Raw genomic sequence first — 18,552 nt, 5'->3', positions numbered from 1 at the left:
GTCGATCTCCTTCAGTACTGGCCGCGCGGCGGCAAGCCGAGGCGCATCTGTCCGTACATCGTGGACACCGCCTGCCAGTTCACGCTGATGTGATGCGCGACCGCGTTGATATCGCGCCACGCGCGCTGCACTCCGTTGTCGAGCTGGATGCCGGTGCCGCCCACTACGTCATACAAACCGTTGATCGCCTCGACGCAAAGCCGCACGGTGTATGCATGGCCGCGACGCAGCGTGATGCGTTGCTCCGCGCTCAGCTTCGCGCCGCCGGCAACGAGACCGGTCGCCAGCTGCAGATCGCGTTGCAGGATGAGTTGCGCGGCATCCACCGCCGCCTCAGCGTGAGCCACGGCCGACTGCACATGTCCGAACTGCGCAATCGAGGCGCCACCGCCCGCGAACGCGCCACGCGTGGAGCGCGCGGCAATGCTCGCCACGAACTCATCAATCGCGCCTCGCAAGGCCGCGACGGCGGGATTGGCGAGCAGCGGCGGAAACCCGCTCAAAAACGGCACGCGGTACAGCGCCGACTCGTGGAGTTCCGCGCCCGGCGCCTGCTGGTCGAGGACCTCGGCGAATGCCACGCAGCGATGCGCCGGAACGAACACTTCGGTGTCGATCGCAATGTCCTTGCTGCCCGTGCCCGCGAGGCCGACCGTATGCCACGTATCGACGATCCGGTATTCGCCTTGCGGGACGAGCAGAAAAATCGGGCGCGGCGTGGCACCCTCGGCCTGCTCGACCATCGCGCCCAGCGACAGCCATTGCGCGTTGTCGCTGTTGCTGCCGAAGCTCCAGCGGCCCTTCAGCAGGTAGCCGCCGTCCGTTGGAACGGCTTTGCCGGTCGGCGCAATGCACGACGCGAGCAGCGCGTCGGGAGCGCAGCCCCACACGTCCTGCTGCGCCTGTTCGGGGAACATGCCGAGCACCCACGAGGCCGCCGCGCTCAATCCATAGCACCAGCCTGTGGAAGTGCAGCCACGGCCGATTTCGAACGCAAGCTGGCGCAAGTTTTCGAGGCTCAGTTCGTAACCGCCGAAACGCCGGGGCTGCACGACCCGGTAAAGCCCCGCTTCTTTCATTATCTGCGTGATTTCGGCCGATACACGGCGGTCCACCTCTGTCTGCCGCGCGCGCTGCGCCACCACCGTGCGCAGTTCGGTGGCAGCATTCATCAGACGTGCGAACTGGCTGTCGTCGTCGGCGGGAAGAACAGAAGGGGGCGCGGCCCGGCGTTCCAGGACGCTTGAAGTCAATGTCATTTTCAACGCTCCAAAACTATTGCAAAAGCAACCAATCAGTGATTGAATTAAAACCGAGAATGGTTGGTTTTGCAACCGTTTAAGTGCGTATAAATCACCAGGAGATACCCGAATGAATACCGCCGGTCAGCGCACATGCTGCGGTTGCATCGACGTTCATACTCACGTCATTCCGCACGATTTCCCGGCCTATGCGGGCAAGCGGCCCGACGCGGCTTGGCCGTCGATGCGCGAGGCGCAGCCATGCCACCGGCACGTGATGATTTCGGGAAACGTGTATCGGACGGTGTCGAATCAGGCGTGGGACACCGGCGTGCGAAGCGCGGACATGGAGCGGCTCGGCATCACGCGCCATGTGCTGTCTCCCATGCCCGAATTGCTCTCGTATTGGCTCGATGCCGAAGACGGCGCGATGCTCTCGCGCTATCTGAACGAGACGCTCGCGAACATGGTCGCGCACGCGCCTGACCGATTCAGCGCGCTCGGCGCGGCGCCCTTGCAAGACCTCGACCGGGCCATCGCGGAACTCGCATTCGCGGTCGGCCCGCTGGGACTGGCGGGCATCGAAGTGGGCAGCAATGTGAACGGCGTGCCGATCGGCGATCCGCGTTTCTGGCCGTTCTTCGAGGCGGCCGAGGCGCACGGCGCGGCGATCTTCGTGCATCCGCTGCGTCCGGCCGGCATGGATCGGCTCGTCGGACCGGCCTCTTTGGAACAGATCGTCGCGTTTCCTGGCGAGATCGGCCTTGCGGCGGCTTCGATCATCACCGGCGGGCTGCTGACGCGGTTCCCTCGCTTGCGCATTGCGTTGAGCCACGGCGGTGGAGCAATCCAGGCACTGTTGCCGCGCATGCAGTACTCGTGGGAATGTCAGCGGGCTTTGCGCGAGTCAATTCCCGTTGCACCCGTCGATGCGGCGCGCGCCCTTTACTACGACGACCTGCTGTACAGCGCCACCGCGATTCGGTCGCTCATCGACATGGTGGGCGACGATCGCGTGATGGTGGGCACCGACTACCCGTTCGCGATCATGGATGCCGATCCGGTGGCGCGCGTGGCATCGCTCGGTCTGGGCGAGGCCGTTGAGGAAGCGTTGCGCTGGCGAAACGCGGTTGCGTGGCTGGGTCTGGCGTGAAGACGTGCGAAGGGTCGGCGCGGGCGCGCCGGTTCACGCGTTCGCGACTGGTTCGTGCGATAGAAACAGACGGCCGTCTTTCGAATTCATATTGAGAGCCCATAACGGCTTGTTCGCAGTCAGATCGCCGCAAGCCCACGCTTTCAGATACGAATACGAAAACGCGACGCCCTCGTCGCAAATTTTCTTTTTGCAACCCAGGCTGGCGAGGGCCATTCTGACGCTCGCGTCCATATACGCATTGGGGTCCGCCACGCCTTGGCGGATCGTTTGAATGCCGTGTGCGGATGCGCCCATCAGGAAGTCCGTCGCCACCTCGACGCGGTCGAACGAAAATTGTCCGGCGGCTTTACCGCGCTCCAGATCCGCCGCCATGTTCTGCGCAACCAGCGTGTGATGCGGCCACACGTCCACGCGGCTGACGAAGCCGGCCCATTTGCGATCCAGAAGCGCACGCACGAGGAACAGCCGGAAGCCGACCGCCGCGCGTTGCCACGGTTCACTCAGCACGCCGTACACGGGCATGATGTCGGTGGTCATCTGGTTGCTCAGTTCCTGCCCGATCGCGACCAGCACCTGCTCGAGTGAATCGAAGTACTTGTAGAACGTGCCGCGCGACACTTTCGCCTCGCGAATCACGTCGTCTATCACGGGCGGCGGCCCCGAGTGTTCGGCAAACACGCGCATGGCGGCGTCGAGCAGCCGCGCGCGCATCAGCACGCGCTTTTTCTCGGCGACCTTCGTACGATGATCGATCACAACGTCTCTCCGCATTGATCCGCCGACGAGCCGACGGGCACGTGCCACAACGACGCAATGTCATAATGACAGCCGATTCTATTCATCGGCGGGAAAGAACGTCAAGTATGTCTGGTTATCTTGCATGGACGAGACGGCGCTGTCTTCATGCAAGCATGACAAAAACGTCATCCGAAACGCGAGGGCACGGTGCCTTTATGTATTGGTCACGAAGGCACGTATTCACATGCGGCGCTGCGGCGGACGATATGTCGGTTCATGACGGCAAGCCCGGCCAGGCCGATCGCGAGCATGCACGCAAGAATCGTGAAGTACAGCGCGGCGCTCACTCCACTCGCCTCGAGCAGAATGCCGCCGCTCGACGTGCTGACGATTCCGCCCACGCGGCTAATGCCGACGCATACACCGAGCGCCGTCGCGCGATAGCCGGCAGGATAGGCCGTGGCGGCGAGCGCGTAGATGGTCGATTGCGACATGCCTCCGCCAAAACCAGCGAGAAACATGGCGATTTTCACAGCCGTCGCCGTGCTCAGGCCGCCGGGCAGCAGACTCGGAAATGCAATGGTCGCGCCAGCGGTCATAACGATCGAAATCACCAGCAGGCCGCGCGATCCGACGCGCGGCAGCATGACCCCGGACACGAGCACGCCGAGCACCGCTGAAAACGTATAGATCGACGTGCAACGAATCGCGCCTTGCAGATCGAAGCCGGCACCGACGAGCATCGCGGCGTCCAGCTCACATAGGCGTAAGCAGCATATGACAGCGTGAAGAATGCGGTCCACAAACCGGCGTTCACACGCAGATTGGACGGCGACAGCAGGCGCCCGCCCGCTTCCGGCATCGAAGCATTGAGTCCGGGCCGCTCGCGCGCGGCAGGCATCGCGCCGATATCGCCTGCGAGAATTCGCCTGAGCCATGCAAGCGCTTCGTCCGGGCGCGCCTTGCGCAGCAAAAAGGCCAACGATTTCGGCAGATAAAGTACGCCCAATACGGCAGCGACCACCGTGAAGCCTCCGCTCACCACGAAGAGGCTGCGCCACCCGAACGCAGGAATCAGCCACGCGGCGAGCAGGCCGCCCAGCGTGCCGCCGAGCATGGTTCCGACCGACATCAGCAGAACCAGTTGCCCGCGCCGCTTGCGCGGACTCCACTCGGACACGAGCGCCATCGCGGTCGGCACGGCAACGCCGAAACCGATGCCCGACAGAAAACGCAGCACGACCAGTTGCGTCACTCCGTTTGCAAATGCCGATGCCAGCGTGGTCGCGCCGAACGCCACGACCGCTGCGCTCAGCGTGCGACGGCAGCCGAAGCGGTCAGCGGCGAGGCCGCCCGCAGTTGCGCCGGCCGCCATGCCGACCAGCGCGGCCGCCATCGCGGGCGCGAGATGCGCCTTGGTGATGTGCCATTGCGCAAGCAGAACGGGACTCGCGAAGGCGAGCAATTGCGCATCCATCCCGTCGATGATCAACACGGTCAGGCATAGGGCGTAGGTCAACAACTGCCGGCCGCTCACGCGCCGATTGTCAATTTGATCGTCGAACATGGTGTCTCCGTTTTTTTATTGGACTGTCTCTTTTCGTGTCAGTGTCGGGACGTCGCGATCGACCCGGCACTGCCTCTTGCGCAAGGAAGGCTCTATTTCGGCCTTAGCGACATTTCCAGCATCGCCAGATAATCGGACGCGCTGGGGCGAACCGGCGCGTGAAGATTGAAGTGACTCGCATGCGCCGCCTGCGCAAGCGCACCCAGATCAGCCGGCACGTAGCCCAGTTCCGCGAGCGTCGCAGGCAGCCCCAGTTCGCGCATCAACGCCGCAACGCCTTGTGACAGGGTCACGGCACGGTTCACCCCGAACGCTTCGCTGGTCTGCGCGACTTGCGCCGGCGCGTGTTCAGCCGTGAAGTCGAGCGTGGCGACGAGGCCGATTCCGCTCAACGTGCCGTGGTGGAAGCCCTGGTCGCTGCAAGACAGCGCGATGGCATGTGCCGGCCCGAGCCCCATGCCTATCGACACGCCGCCGGCATATGCGGCTTTCAGCATGACGGCGCGCGAGTCGGCGTCGCTGCCGTCGCTCACGGCGCGGCGCAAAGAGCCGGCTACGCGGGCAATGCCGTCCAGAGCAATCGCTTTGCCGAACGGCACGCTCTGCGTCGACAGATAACCCTCGATGCAGTGCGACAAAGCGTCGATGCCGGTTGCCGCGGTGAGACGCGCCGGCAGACTGAGCGTCAGATCGGGATCGAGAATGGCGACGCTCGGCACGAGATAGCGCGAGGTCATGCCGACCGATGCCGTAACGGCGTCGGGATGAATGCCCGCCGACGCCGACGCCTCGCTGCCCGTACCGGCTGTGGTCGGTATCGCGATTAGTGGGGCGCCCGCTACATGGGCCACGCCGGGCACACGCATGTAGTCGGCCACGGAACCCGCGTTGGTCGCCAGCAATGCAATCAGCTTCGCCGTATCGATGACGGAACCGCCGCCCAACGCAACGACGCCATCGCAACGCTCCCGCGCATACAGCGCGGCGCCTGCGTCGACATTTGCAAATAGCGGGTTCTCCGTCACGCCGTCGAACATCACGACCTCCGCGCCGCATGCGGCGAGCGCCCGCGCGGCCAACCCGGCTCGCACGACGCCGCGATCGGTCACGAGCAACGGCCGCGCGACGCCCAACGCAGCGAGCTCGCTGTGCAGCGACGCAATTGCATTAGCGCCGAACAGCGTTCGAGGGACAGATAACGTGGCAACGGGTGCTGGATTGCGCAACGCGCCGCTGGAATTCTCGATGTTCTGCAAAGCCGCTCCTTGATGTCGTCCACTTCGGGTTTCATGCGCAGCGCGGGTTCGGAGCGCACGTCGAAGAACTGTGCGCCCCGTCGCGCGAAGGGCCTAGATGTGAAGAACGGAATCGCTATGCTCGCGCGGCATAAGCAAAAAAGTGCGATCTCCTGAGTGCGCGTTCGGGTCATTCGCAATTTCATTACGCGGCAAATACCAGTAGGCTTGCAGCGAACTTTTATGGCGACGAACGAGCCTGTTGCAGCGAACCTTGCGAGATACCATGAAGATGCATCATTTGCGCGACCTGCTGGCGGTTGCGGAGAAAGGCAGCATCAACGCAGCCGCGAAATATCTCGGCGTATCGCAACCTGCGTTGAGCCGCAGCGTGCGAGAACTCGAAAAGGAAATGGGCGCGCCCCTGCTCGAGCGACAGGCGACCGGCGCCGCACTGACGCCGATGGGCAACCTCTTCGTGCGCCGCGCGAGCACCGCCATGAACGAGCTGCGCCGCGCGCGCGACGAAATTCAGCAAATGCAGGGCTCCGTGCACGGGACGGTTGTCGCCTGTGTATCGTCGATGGCGCATTTGACACTCCTGCAGGAAGCGCTAGGCACTTTCGTTCGACGTTATCCGAACGTCGTACTGCGCGTCATCGAAGGTGTATTTCCGACGATTGATGCGCGCATCCGTAGCGGCCAGGTCGATTTCTACGTGGGCCCGGCTCCCGAAAGCGGCACCGCACCCGGATTGCAGCTCGAAGTTCTGTTTGCGACGAGACGCGTCGTGCTGGCCCGCAAAGGTCATCCGCTCGCGGGCGCGCGTTCGCTTGCGCAACTGACGGAAGCGAGCTGGGTCACGACCTCCGTGACGTCACAGGCAGAGCGAGAGTTCGCCGGCGTTTTTTCGGGGCGCGGGCTCAAGGTTCCCAAGCTCGCACTCCAGACCGAGTCGGCACTCAGCTGGATCACCGCGATTCTTTCCACCGACATGCTGGTGATGGTTCCCGAGCAATGGCTCGGTTCTCCGCTCACCAACGATCTGACGGTGCCGATACCAATAGAGGAGACGCTCGCCGGCGCCCCGATGTCGCTGGTCCGGCGCAGCAGTGTTCCGTCGACGCCCGCAAGCGAATATCTTTGCGACCTGTTACGGCGCGCCGCGAGCCGTCTCGATGTTGCCGCGTAGGGAGACGCCGTGGCCTGCGCATCCGCGCGCCCCGTTGCGGACAAACCGTTTGTAGAGAACCCGCGGCGCGTCACTTCAGCGCCCCGTCACGCGCAAGAACACTTGTTTGCCGTCCTCTGGCCACGCGTTCCCGCGCCAGGCCACGTGCTGATCCGGACGAATCAGCGCATAGCGTGCTTCATACAGTTGCGCGAGGCCCTCGTGCGCAGGCGCATGGACGGCCAGCGGGACGCCCGCTTCGGCGGCATTGGCGGCCGCTCGCGAGAGATCGTGCGCGTCGGCCTCGCCGGCAATCAATAACGTGAATCCCTTCCCAAATCCATCGTACAACGAACTACCGTCGTCGAGCCAAGCGTGCGGCGCGAGGCTTCCTGGACGAGCCGAAGCAGTGTACTCAGCGGTGTTCTGTTGCGCCGTTGTGGTGCCATCTTCCATCACGAGCGCAGAGCCGCCGTAGTGATAGCCGAGTACCACGCGCAGGTTCAGGAATTCCCTGGCTTTCGCTTGCTGGATATGCTGGCCGGCTTCAAGTCGGGCGTGCTCGCCTTCGGGCGTGTCGTCCTCGATCCCGGACTGGAAGAGTTGCGGGCCGAGTACCGAATGATTCGCGACGGCTTCATCCATGACGAAACCATGGACGGGCCGCCTCTCGCTTTCGTAGCTGTCAAGCAGCGCGCTGCCGCCCCACCCCTCAAGCACGGCCGCAATTTTCCAGCCAAGATCGACGCCGTCGGCGACACCCATGTTCATTCCGTAACCGCCCATTGGCGGATGCAAATGACACGCATCGCCTGCGAGAAAAACGCGCCGGTCGCGGTACTTGTCCGCGATCAGGCGGCTGGCCACCCATTCGTCGGTACTGAGCACCTCGTATGGAAGGTCGATGCCGGTCGCCTTGCGAATCAGCGCGGCCGCTTCGTCATCGGTCAGTTTGAAATCCTTCGGCACATTGGTCGGCATGAAGAACCACTTGTCGCCTTTGTCCATTGGACCGATCAGGCTCGGTACATCGGCGTTGACCTGCCAGTACATGATGCCGGGACCGTGGTCGTGCGCGGTTGCAAGACCGGGCGCGCGAAAAACGATGTTGTAGTTTCTTGACAAGCCATAAGTGCCCGACATCTTCGCGCCGATCAGTTCGCGAACCATGCTGCGCGCGCCGTCGGCGCCGACCAGGTAGTCGCAATGCACGGTCTGCGTGCCGCCGGTCGTGCGGCTGCGGATCGTTGCGAGCACACCGTCGTCGTTTTGCTCGAACGACTCAAATGCGGTGGAAAAGCGAATATCCACGCAAGGAAGTGACTGCGCGTGGTTCTTCAGCACCTCCTCGAACAGGTACTGTGGAATCCACTGCGCGTGCTCGGAAAAATGTGGATTCTTGTCGGGCTTGCAGTCGAGCACATGCTCGAACTTCGCAAGCCGATGACCCCCGAGACGCGTGACAAACAGGATGTGAGAAGGATAATCGAGCCCTAACGGCGATGCGGCGGCCAGGCGGTCGGCAATGCCCCAGCGCCGAAGATGTTCTCTCGTCCGCACATTCGTGGTTTTGGCGCGCGGCGCATGCCCGGCGCGGTCATTCCGTTCGATCAGAATGCATGGAATAGAACGACTGCCGAGTTCGATCGCCAGCGCGAGCCCTGTCGGCCCCGCTCCCACGATAAGCACTTTCGTCTGGATATGGTTTTCTTCGATCATGTAAGGTAGGTGCGCGGTTCTGGTTATCGCTTGCCGGCAGACATTCACTCCGTACGCGCGAGCGCTGTCAAAAAGTCGTGGCAAGCCCGATGCGCAGCGCCGTTTGACGCGATGACGACGACGGCGACAAACCATTGATCCATGCGTCCGCGCCCGCATCGCCGCCGGCCTGCTGAAACACGGCGTTGAGATACACGTCGGTGCGCTTCGAAACCCAGTACTGAACACCCGCCGTCACCTGGCTCGCCTTGTTATGACTCAGCTGCGCGTTGCCTTTCATGTATTGATAGTTGGCGCCGACCAGCCACGCCGTTCCGAACCAGCGCTGGGCTCCCCCCTGCACGACCCAGATCTTCGCGCCGCTCAGCGTGTTCTGCGTCTCCGTGAAGAGGGCGCTCGCCGTCACGTCGGAAAAGCTGTATTTCAGACCCGCGCCATAGTTGCGAATGCCGTCGAGTCCGTTGCTCATGGACGGATAGCGCCGGTCCAAGTAGGTCAGCGCGGCGGCCAGGTTCGCGGCCTGGAAATTGAGTGCGAACGACATCGCCCGGCTTGCATTAAACGCTCCGGCTACGCCGCCGAAGCTGTACTGCGCGGCCGCGGAGGCACCGTGAAAAATCGGCGATACGTACTTGACCGAATTCGGAATGCCGGCGGCACCGAGTTGATCGAATTCGAACGAACCTGTCGGATTCTGCGGCATGCCGAGCTTCGCGAACGGCCCTTGCCTCAGGTTGTACAAACCGCCGTATGTAAACGCCGCGTCGAAGCCGCCAAACACCAGACTGTCCATCATGACGCTGTACAGATTGCCGAATGTCAGCTTGCCGTAGTCGAGGTTGTTCAATCCGACCAGCGCTGTCCGGTTGAACATGGTGCCCGGCGAAATAAATGCACCCGTGCTGACACTAATCTGCGAAATCAACTAAAAAATCGCCGTTGTCCCGCCGCCCAGGTCTTCTTTTCCCTGGAAGCCGATCACGCTAGGAAACTGGATGGAATCCTGCAGCGCGAACTGCTTGCCGCCTTTTACATCGGTAACGAAAGTCAACCCTTCGTCGAGCAATCCAAACAGCGTGACACTGCCCTGTGCGTGAGCAGCGAGCGAGAAACACAACAGCGATACCGCGAACGCGATCCTTTTCATGCCGTCTCCTGATTTTATTTTTTAACCAGTCATCGTGAGCGCGCCGGAACAGACACTGCGCTCACTCTTATATGTAGTCATGCTAACTTTCATACAGCGTCTTGAGATACAGGACCACTGTGTAAAAGGCGCGGCGTCCGGGTGATTCGTCGAGCCGCCGCGCCTGCTAGCCATAGCAGTGTCTGTCGATCCGGCAACTCACGGCAGATGCCAAATCAATGCGCCTTATGCTGGACACACATAACCGTGCGCCCTGAAACGGTTTCGCGTGAAGAGCTGGGACTGCAATGTAAGGCGCCCGTTTTCGCTTCCTCGACAGAATTCGAAAGCCGGGCGGCCAACGTGGCGCCAGGCGCTTCTACAGATTGGTGGCCTGGAAACTCACCTGTTGCCACGCGCCGGCGCGGCGTGCCCAGACCTGCGTGGTCATCACATGCAGGACAATTCGCTGCGCCGACTCTTTCATCTCGATCGTCTGATTCAGCGCGCCCGTCGCGACCGCAAACTCGCCGTAAACCCTGACGTCGAGTTTCTCGCGGCTTGCGTCGAGAAAGCGAATATTCTTTTCGACCATGCGCAGATACGCCGCCTTGTCGTCCGCGTTGCCATTCGCGTGCACGTGTACGACGTCTTCCGCTACCAGTTTGTCCAGCGAATCGATATCCGCTTCGACAAGCGCACGGCAGCGCGCCTGCTCCAGGCGAACGATTTCCTGCTGGATCGATCCCTCGGTCATAGCGTCTCCTTTATTGATGAATGATGTGATCCGACTCGGCGCGCACCACGTTTTCAATCGCACCGATTCCATCGATCTCGACTCTCACGCGGTCGCCGGCGCGCAACCATCGCGGCGGGGTGTAGGCAACCCCGACACCGCCCGGCGTACCCGACAAAATCACATCGCCCGGTTCCAGTGTCATGACCTTGGACAGGTGCTCGATCTGGTCGAAGCAGTCGAAAATCAATTCGCGGGTATTCGAATCCTGCCGTTTGTGGCCGTTCACGAAACAGCGAATGCCTAATTCGTGCGGATCGGCGATCTCGTCGGGTGTGACGATCCAGGGGCCGAACGGCGCATGCGTGTCGAACGATTTGCCAAGCGTAAATTGCGAAGTACGCAGTTGCCAGTCGCGCACGCTGACGTCGTTGGCCGCGCAATAGCCGAAGATCACGTCCCGAGCGCGCTCGCGCGACACGTGCCGGCAGCGCTTGCCGATCACGAATGCAAGCTCCGCCTCGTAGTCGAGCTGTTCCGACACACGCGGCAGTTCGATCGTTGCAAACGGCCCGGCGGCCGATGTGGACATCTTTGCGAACCATAGCTGATCCGCCGGCTTTGCCATGCCGGACTCGGCGAGATGGTCGGCGTAGTTCAAACCGATACCGAGTATCTTGGGCGGCCGCAGCACGGGCGCGAGCAGCGTCACCTCGTCCAGCGCAATATCGGCGCGCGTATTGGATGCCAATTGCCGCACGCGCTCACTGAACGACGGCCACGCCTCGATGAGACCGGTCATGTCTGCGGGCGCGTCGGCAATGTGCTTCGCTATCCGAACTATCCCGTCATCTACAACGACACCTGTTGCCGGCACGTCTCCCGGCAGGAGAAATGTCACGAGTTTCACTCAAAACGCTCCGGTCATCAAAAGCTGCATTTGCCGGTCGCGGCGGTGCCGACCTTGCATAGTTCGGCATCGGTCGCGCCGGCCTCCCACATCAGCACGAGCTCGTCGGCATCGAATTCGACGCCGATCGGGTTCTGCGCAAATTCTTTCGAACGGAAATACGCGCCGGGGTTGTCGTTGTTGTCCACCTGGAACTCGATGTCGTTGCCCTCGGGGTCGCGGAAATACAGCGATGTGGTCGGACCGTGATTGATGCACCAGTACGGCAGAATGCCGACGGCTTTGAGGCGCACGTACGTGGCGAGCAACTCGCCGATCGTACGGAAACTGTAGGCGACGTGGTGCGCGCCCGCCGTGTCCGCGCCCTTTGGCGGAATGTCCGGCATGTTGAAGAACGCCAGCCGATGGTGTTCGTCGTCGTAGGTAATGAACGTCAGCACATCGTCCTTGAACACGATGTTCGCCTGAAAGAGCTGCTGATACCAGGCCACCGTTTCGTCGCGACGGCGGCAACGGTAGACGAGATGAGCCATCTTGAAGGGCACGACGCGCGCCGGCGCGTCCGTTGCGCCCGGCGCGGATGGGTGAGTCGGGTGCGATGTCTGCGTGGTGCTCATGCCATGTCTCCTTTGTTGTTGAAGGATGCTGCCGGGGGTCGCGTCAAAGCATCGCGCGACGGAAGTCGGTCATCAATGCTGCGAGGTAGGCAAGAAAACGCCCGGCCTCCGCGCCGTCGACCGCGCGGTGATCCCACGAAAGCGACAGCGGAAGAACCAGGCGCGGCTCGAACGCCGAGCCATTCCATACCGGTCTGGTCTCGGCCTTGCCTACACCGAGAATCGCGACTTCCGGCGCATTGATGATGGGCGTGAAATGCGTGCCGCCAATGCCGCCGAGTGACGAGATCGACATGCAGCCACCCTGCATCTGGGCGGCCGCGAGCTTGCCCGCGCGGGCGGTTTTCGCGAGTTCCGCCATTTCTTCCGCAATTGCCGCAACGCCCTTGCGATCCGCGTCGCGAATGACCGGAACGACAAGACCATTCGGCGTATCCGCGGCAAAGCCAATATGGAAGTAGTGCTTTTGCACGAGGTCCTGACCGTCGAGGCTCACGTTGAATTGCGCAAAGCGCTGCAACGCGCTCACGCACGCCTTGATCAGAAACGCGAGCACTGTCACCTTCGCGCTGCCCTCGCGTGCCTCGCGATTGAGCGTGACGCGCAGCGCCTCCAGATCCGTGATGTCGGCCTGATCGAAATTGGTGACGTGCGGAATGCGCACCCAATTGCGATGCAGGTTGCCGCCGGAGATGCGCTTGATGCGCGAGAGCGGGTTTCGCTCGACCGGGCCGAACCTGGCGAAATCCACTTCGGGCCACGGCAGCAAATCGAGACCGTCCGATGATGCAACAGCCGCAGCGACCGCAGATGCCGAGCTCGCCAGCGTGGCTTTGACGTGGGCCAGCACGTCTTCGCGAAGCACGCGGGCATTGCGGTCGCCGGGCTTCACGTCGGTTAGCACGACACCCAGTTCGCGGGCCAGTTTGCGCACCGACGGGCCCGCCGCGATAGTCACTCGGCTTGCGGATGCGGAGCCGGCCGCGATGGTCGGCACTTCAACAGGCGTGATTGGCGCGGCCGGAGCAGCGGCGGCCTGGGGTTCGCTGGCCGCTCGATCCCGCAGGGCACTCGCCTTTCCCGGCTCGCTCTGCGGCGCGGCCGGCGCTGCGTTCGTGCTCTCGTTCGCGTCACCGCTCGCGCCCGAAGCCGCGTCCGCGAACTCGATGTGCGCAATGACGCTGCCCATCGACACGACATCGCCGGGTTTGAGCAGCACTTCGCGTATCGTGCCCGCGAAGGTGCTCGGGACGTCCATCGTCGCCTTGTCGGATTCGAGCGTGATGAGCGACTGTTCGACATCGATCGTGTCGCCGGCTCTGATCAGCACGTCGATCACGGAAATATTCCTGTAGTCTCCAATATCAGGAACCCTTAACTGCTGCATGTCCGATCCTTTCTGTCAGCGTGCTGCGATTGAATGAACTAGCAATTCCACGGCGCATCGGAGCCCGCTTCGATGTCATAGCGTCGCAGCGCCTGCGCATGTTTCTCGCGATCTATCGAAGCGAGCGCCGCCAGCGCGATGTGATAGCGATCGACCTCGAAGAAGCGCCGCAGCGCGGGACGCGTATCACTGCGCCCGAAGCCGTCAGTGCCGAGCGCGATGTAAGGCGCGTCGATATACGATGCAATCAGCTGCGGATACGCCCGCACGTAGTCGCTCGCCGCGACCACTGGCGCATCGCCCGCGAGACAGCGCGCCACGTGGCTCTGCGGCGCACTCCCCGCTCCGAACAGCGCAGCGCGTTCGACGCCGCGGGCGTCGCGTGCCAGTTCCGAAAAGCTCGTGACGCTCCAGATTTCAGATGCAACGTCCCAGTCGGCGGCGAGCAGCTCGGCCGCCGCGATGACTTCGCGCAAGATCGCGCCCGAGCCGAGCAGACGCACCGCGGCTGGCACGTCTTGCGGCCCGCGCGCGCCGAATCGGCGCATTCCTTTGATAACGTCCGCATGCGCGTCGGCGTCGAGCGGCGCGTGCGCGTAGTTCTCGTTAGTGACCGTCAGGTAATAGAACTCGTCGTGCTGCGCCTCGAGCATGCGACGGCTGCCGTGATCGACGATCACCGCGACTTCGCTGGAAAACGCGGGATCGTAGGCCCGGCAATTGGGCACCGTCGAGGCGATCAGATGGCTCGTGCCGTCCTGGTGCTGCAGACCTTCGCCGGACAGTGTCGTGCGTCCCGCGGTCGCGCCGATCAGAAAACCTCGCGCGCGCTGGTCGGCGGCGGCCCAGATCAGGTCGCCCACGCGCTGAAAACCGAACATGGAGTAGTAGATGTAGAACGGCAGCATCGCCACGCCGCTCACACTGTACGAGGTCGCCGCGGCGACCCATGACGAAATGGCACCCGCCTCGGTGATTCCCTCCTCCAGCAGCTGGCCGTCCTTCGACTCCTTGTAGTACAGCATCGAGCCGGCGTCTTCCGGTTCATACAACTGCCCCAGCGGCGAGTAGATGCCGACCTGACGGAACAGATTGGCCATGCCGAACGTGCGTGCCTCGTCCGCGACGATCGGCACGATACGCGGACCCAGCTCCTTGTCCTTCAGCAGATTGGTGAACAGGCGCACCACCGCCGTGGTAGTCGAGATTTCACGCGCGTCGGGTTCCAGCGCAAACTTCGCGTAGCTCTCCAGCGGCGGCACCGCGACCGGCGGAGCATGCGTGGTCCGCTTCGGCATGTAGCCATTCAACGCCGCGCGGCGCTCGTGAAGATAACGCTGCTCGGGGCTTCCGTCGGCCGGCTTATAGAAGCTCATGTCGCCGAGCGCAGCGTCGTCGAGCGGCAACGCAAAGCGGTCGCGAAACGCCTTGAGCGCGTCCACGTCCAGCTTTTTCTGCTGATGCGACGTGTTGCGCGACTCGCCCGCCTGCCCCATGCCGAAGCCCTTCTTCGTTTTCGCGAGAATGACAGTCGGCCTGCCGCGGTGCTTCGAAGCGGCGTCGAACGCCGCATACAGTTTGCGGAAATCGTGCCCGCCGCGCCGCAACCCGTCGATCTCGGCCGGCGACATATGCGACACGAGCGCCTGCAATTCGGGATCGAGATCGAAGAAATGCGCGCGGTTATACGCGCCGTCATTCGCGCCCAGCGTCTGGTATTGGCCATCTACTGTCGCAGCGAAACGGCGCAAAAGCACATGCTGATGATCTCGCGCGAAGAGCGCGTCCCAGTCGGATCCCCACACCACCTTGATCACGTTCCAGCCGGCACCGCTGAAAGTCGATTCGAGCTCCTGAATGATTTGCCCATTGCCGCGAACCGGGCCGTCCAGCCGCTGCAAATTGCAGTTGATCACGAAGGTCAGGTTGTCGAGCCGTTCGCGCGCCGCGAGCGAAAGCGCAGCGATCGCCTCAGGCTCGTCCATTTCGCCGTCGCCGAATACGCCCCACACGCGACGCCCCTCGGTCGGGGCAATGCCGCGATGTTCGAGGTAGCGCAGGAAACGGGCCTGATAAATGGAACTGATCGGGCCGATTCCCATCGACCCCGTGGGAAACTGCCAGAACTCGGGCATCAGCCACGGATGCGGATACGAGCACAATCCGCCGCCGTCTACTTCCTGGCGATAACGGTCGAGATGCGCTTCGTCGAGCCGTCCTTCGAGAAAGGCGCGCGCGTAGACGCCCGGCGCCGAGTGAGGCTGAAAATAGACGAGATCGCCCTTCGCGGTCTCACTGTCCGCTTTAAAGAAGTGGTTGAAGCCCACTTCGAAGATTTCGGCTGCGGACGCATAGCTGGCGATGTGGCCGCCCAGTTCACCATACGCCTTGTTGGCCTTCGCGACCATTGCGAGTGCATTCCAGCGAATGACGGACGTGATGCGTTCCTCCATTGCCAGATCGCCGGGATAGGCGGGCTGATCTTCCAGCGCAATGGTATTCTGATACAGCGAATACGGATGTGCCGCGGGCGACACGCCGAGATGACTCGCGTGCTCTGCCAGCCGCTGCAACAGGAAAGACACGCGGTCCACGCCTGCAGCGCGCGCTACGCTTTCCAGCGCGTCGAGCCATTCGGTCGTTTCCTCGCGATCGGAATCCTGCTCCGACGGCAGGTTTGCCGTCTCCAACAGTTCATAAGATTCAGACTTCATATCGGTACTCGATTGTCGTGGTTGCCGCGCATGCTGGTGCGCTCCAGTTGCGCGCCGCTGTCCGCTTTCAGGATCCGATCACATGCTCAACTAGTCGGTGATATTTCGCATGACTAAACGCATCCGACCGGTGCCTGTCGAATTGCCGCGACTGCAAGCCCTAACGCTGTCCCATTTCGGCGAGTGGCAGCGCGCGCTCTTACTACCATCCCTCGATACAGCCGTTTGCGGAAATCATCGGCGCATGGGTGTGAACCTGCTGAAATTTGCCGCTGTAGAAAATCAACGGCCTGCGCTGTTCGCCGAAGCGGATGTGCTCCACTTCCCCGATATACAGAAGATGGTCGCCCGCGGGATGCACGTCCACCGTGCGCGCGACGATGTGGACCAGGCTGCCTTCGATCAAAGGCGTTCCATCTCGCTCGCAATACGGCACTTGCATATTTTCAACAGTGCGCCCACCAAAATGTCCGCTGAGCGCACGCTGATCTTCGGCGAGAAAATTGATGCCGTAGCGGACGCCCTCTCGCACCCAGTCGTTGAACCGCGAACTCGCTCTGACGGAAACGAGCACGAGCGGAGGTTCCAGCGACACGGACATGAACGCGTTGGCGGTCATTCCGGCAGGCTGACCGTCGGCAGTAAAGGTCACAACCGTCACGCCGGTCGCGAAGAGGCCCATTGTGGCGCGCAAGAGCTTCGGGTCCAGCGAACCAGTAGGCTCAGAGGAATGTGTATCGGCCATGATCACACCAGCGGCGTAACCGTGTTTTCCACACCGAGAAGCGCCTTGCCGTAGACCTCGTTGCCGATCGCCGGCAAGCCGACCGCGTGACGCGCAGCGGTGTTCGAATCGCGCCACCAGCGCTGCATTGGACTGCTTTCGGCAAAGCTGCCTGCGCCGTGGGCCGACAGCAGCACGTTGAGCGCGTCGGTGATGAGCGTCGTGATGAGGCCAGTGTCCGCGCGAACTCGGGCCTTCGTCAGATAGTCGAGTTGCGCGCCGAGCCTGGCCGCTTCGTCGATCTGATCGGCGGAGCGGAACGCGCGTAGCTCGGCCGTATCGATCTTCAGCGCGGCATCGGCAATCTGCATCTGGAACACGGTCGAATCCGTCTGCTTCTCGAACGACGTATAGGCAATCGCGCGCTGCGGCGCCTTCTCGATCACATACCTGAGCGCCCCACGGCCCATGCCGAGTTGCGGTCCCGTCAGAATCAGCGCGGCGACCGGCACGAACGCCGCGCGATAGCTGGCCTCGTCCGTGCGTTCGGTCGGGTAGACGCCCTTCACTGCCGCCATGATGTCCATCAGCCGATGCTCGGGCACGAACACTTCATTGCCGACAATGCAGTTGCTGCCTGACGCGCGCATGCCGGCCGTGTACCACGTGTCCTCGATCGAAAGTTCGGACATCGGAACCAGTGCCAGATACTGCGCCTTGAACGCACCGTTCTGATCGTGCTCGATCACGCCGACCATCGCCCAGTCGGCATGCAGCGAGCCCGACGAGAAATACCATTTGCCGGAAATGACGAGTCCGCCTTCCACGCGGCGCGACTGTTTGGATGGCGTGAAGACGCCCGACACTCGCGCATCGGCATTGGCGCCGAACACTTCATCCTGCGCTTTCTGCGGGAACAGCCCGGTGAACCACGCGCAGACATTGGTCAACGCCACCACCCACGCGGTCCCGCCGCATGCCTCGCCGAGTGCCGCAGAGACTTCCAGATGCGAACGGACCGTACCTTCGTAGCCACCGTAGCGCTTAGGCACCATCAAACGGAAAAGCCCAGCCTCGGCGATCGCACGGATATTTTCTTCGCTGGCGCGGCGATTTTTTTCCGACTCGGCGGCGTTCTTGAACAACAAAGGCTGCAAAGCCTCGGCGCGTCGGGTCAATTCCTGCAAGCACGGCTCGTGAGCCGTTTCTTCCGATACGTAGGCTTCGGCAAGCGCGATCGCTTCTTCGACCATCTTCATCTCCTTCAATAGTATACGTTTATGTCACTATTAATCTACGTGCTTCGCAGCGAGGTTTTTCACATCACGGCTAAACTGCGATCCGGTTTTGTAAGCGCCTCTTGTTTTTATAACGACGTTTTTGTCACTGCGAAACTTGAGACAAATCTTAGGAGCCGGTTTGGGCTCGTGCAAGCGAATTCGACGACGCCAGGGTTTCCGACTAGATCGCGTTTGTCACTCTGACAAAACGTCATTACGCGGTAACAGGCT

General features: G+C 62.3%; 15 protein-coding genes and 1 pseudogene. 2 read left to right on the top strand and 14 right to left on the bottom strand.

Features of this window, described 5'->3' with window-relative positions; translation table 11 throughout:
* Positions 1-11: 11 nt before the first annotated feature.
* The gene (locus LFL96_RS34905) at positions 12-1,259 is read right to left on the bottom strand and encodes an acyl-CoA dehydrogenase family protein (protein ID WP_281004221.1); all 1,248 of its coding nucleotides are present in this window, start codon (positions 1,257-1,259) and stop codon (positions 12-14) included.
* Between the two features lie 112 nt (positions 1,260-1,371).
* On the opposite strand from LFL96_RS34905, the gene LFL96_RS34900 reads away from it, so the two are divergent.
* Entirely contained in the window at positions 1,372-2,394 is a 1,023-nt protein-coding gene (locus tag LFL96_RS34900) for an amidohydrolase family protein (RefSeq protein WP_281004220.1), read from the top strand.
* 33 nt (positions 2,395-2,427) lie between these two features.
* Here LFL96_RS34900 and LFL96_RS34895 read toward each other — a convergent pair whose 3' ends face one another.
* The 4 genes from LFL96_RS34895 to LFL96_RS34880 all read right to left on the bottom strand — a co-directional run bounded on the left by LFL96_RS34895 (position 2,428) and on the right by LFL96_RS34880 (position 5,958).
* The gene (locus tag LFL96_RS34895; RefSeq protein WP_281004219.1) at positions 2,428-3,153 is read right to left on the bottom strand and encodes a TetR/AcrR family transcriptional regulator; all 726 of its coding nucleotides are present in this window, start codon (positions 3,151-3,153) and stop codon (positions 2,428-2,430) included.
* A 206-nt stretch (positions 3,154-3,359) separates the two neighbouring features.
* Positions 3,360-3,782 carry a hypothetical protein gene (locus tag LFL96_RS34890; RefSeq protein WP_281004218.1) on the bottom strand — a complete coding sequence of 141 codons (423 nt, stop codon included), beginning with the start codon at positions 3,780-3,782 and terminating at the stop codon, positions 3,360-3,362.
* The gene (locus LFL96_RS34885; protein WP_281004217.1) at positions 3,746-4,702 is read right to left on the bottom strand and encodes an MFS transporter; all 957 of its coding nucleotides are present in this window, start codon (positions 4,700-4,702) and stop codon (positions 3,746-3,748) included. Before LFL96_RS34885 ends, LFL96_RS34890 begins: the two co-directional genes overlap by 37 nt.
* Positions 4,703-4,794: 92 nt before the next feature.
* The gene (locus LFL96_RS34880; RefSeq protein ID WP_281004216.1) at positions 4,795-5,958 is read right to left on the bottom strand and encodes an iron-containing alcohol dehydrogenase; all 1,164 of its coding nucleotides are present in this window, start codon (positions 5,956-5,958) and stop codon (positions 4,795-4,797) included.
* 241 nt (positions 5,959-6,199) lie between these two features.
* Between LFL96_RS34880 and LFL96_RS34875 the strand changes: the two genes are divergently transcribed.
* Positions 6,200-7,129 (top strand): LysR substrate-binding domain-containing protein, encoded by a 930-nt coding sequence (locus LFL96_RS34875; protein WP_281004215.1) that lies wholly within the window; start codon positions 6,200-6,202, stop codon positions 7,127-7,129.
* A gap of 75 nt (positions 7,130-7,204) precedes the next feature.
* Here LFL96_RS34875 and LFL96_RS34870 read toward each other — a convergent pair whose 3' ends face one another.
* The 9 genes and pseudogenes from LFL96_RS34870 to LFL96_RS34830 all read right to left on the bottom strand — a co-directional run bounded on the left by LFL96_RS34870 (position 7,205) and on the right by LFL96_RS34830 (position 18,294).
* A complete protein-coding gene (locus tag LFL96_RS34870; protein ID WP_281004214.1) occupies positions 7,205-8,827 on the bottom strand; it encodes an FAD-dependent monooxygenase in 1,623 nt (540 codons plus the stop codon).
* Between the two features lie 67 nt (positions 8,828-8,894).
* Positions 8,895-9,974 (bottom strand): annotated as a pseudogene (locus LFL96_RS34865) (porin).
* 358 nt (positions 9,975-10,332) lie between these two features.
* Positions 10,333-10,710 (bottom strand): nuclear transport factor 2 family protein, encoded by a 378-nt coding sequence (locus tag LFL96_RS34860; protein WP_281004213.1) that lies wholly within the window; start codon positions 10,708-10,710, stop codon positions 10,333-10,335.
* A 10-nt stretch (positions 10,711-10,720) separates the two neighbouring features.
* Positions 10,721-11,599 (bottom strand): fumarylacetoacetate hydrolase family protein, encoded by an 879-nt coding sequence (locus LFL96_RS34855; RefSeq protein ID WP_281004212.1) that lies wholly within the window; start codon positions 11,597-11,599, stop codon positions 10,721-10,723.
* 17 nt (positions 11,600-11,616) lie between these two features.
* Entirely contained in the window at positions 11,617-12,216 is a 600-nt protein-coding gene (locus tag LFL96_RS34850) for a VOC family protein (protein ID WP_281004211.1), read from the bottom strand.
* A gap of 43 nt (positions 12,217-12,259) precedes the next feature.
* Entirely contained in the window at positions 12,260-13,603 is a 1,344-nt protein-coding gene (locus LFL96_RS34845) for a 2-oxo acid dehydrogenase subunit E2 (RefSeq protein ID WP_281004210.1), read from the bottom strand.
* A 38-nt stretch (positions 13,604-13,641) separates the two neighbouring features.
* Complete coding sequence (gene mdeB, locus LFL96_RS34840) at positions 13,642-16,317, bottom strand: alpha-ketoglutarate dehydrogenase (protein WP_281004209.1); 2,676 nt, start codon at positions 16,315-16,317, stop codon at positions 13,642-13,644.
* A gap of 202 nt (positions 16,318-16,519) precedes the next feature.
* Complete coding sequence (locus tag LFL96_RS34835; protein ID WP_281004208.1) at positions 16,520-17,062, bottom strand: flavin reductase family protein; 543 nt, start codon at positions 17,060-17,062, stop codon at positions 16,520-16,522.
* Between the two features lie 2 nt (positions 17,063-17,064).
* Entirely contained in the window at positions 17,065-18,294 is a 1,230-nt protein-coding gene (locus tag LFL96_RS34830) for an acyl-CoA dehydrogenase family protein (RefSeq protein WP_281004207.1), read from the bottom strand.
* Positions 18,295-18,552: the final 258 nt, after the last annotated feature.

The organism is Paraburkholderia sp. D15, from assembly GCF_029910215.1.
Taxonomy (GTDB): Bacteria; Pseudomonadota; Gammaproteobacteria; order Burkholderiales; family Burkholderiaceae; genus Paraburkholderia.
This window is presented reverse-complemented; position numbering and strand designations above follow the sequence as displayed.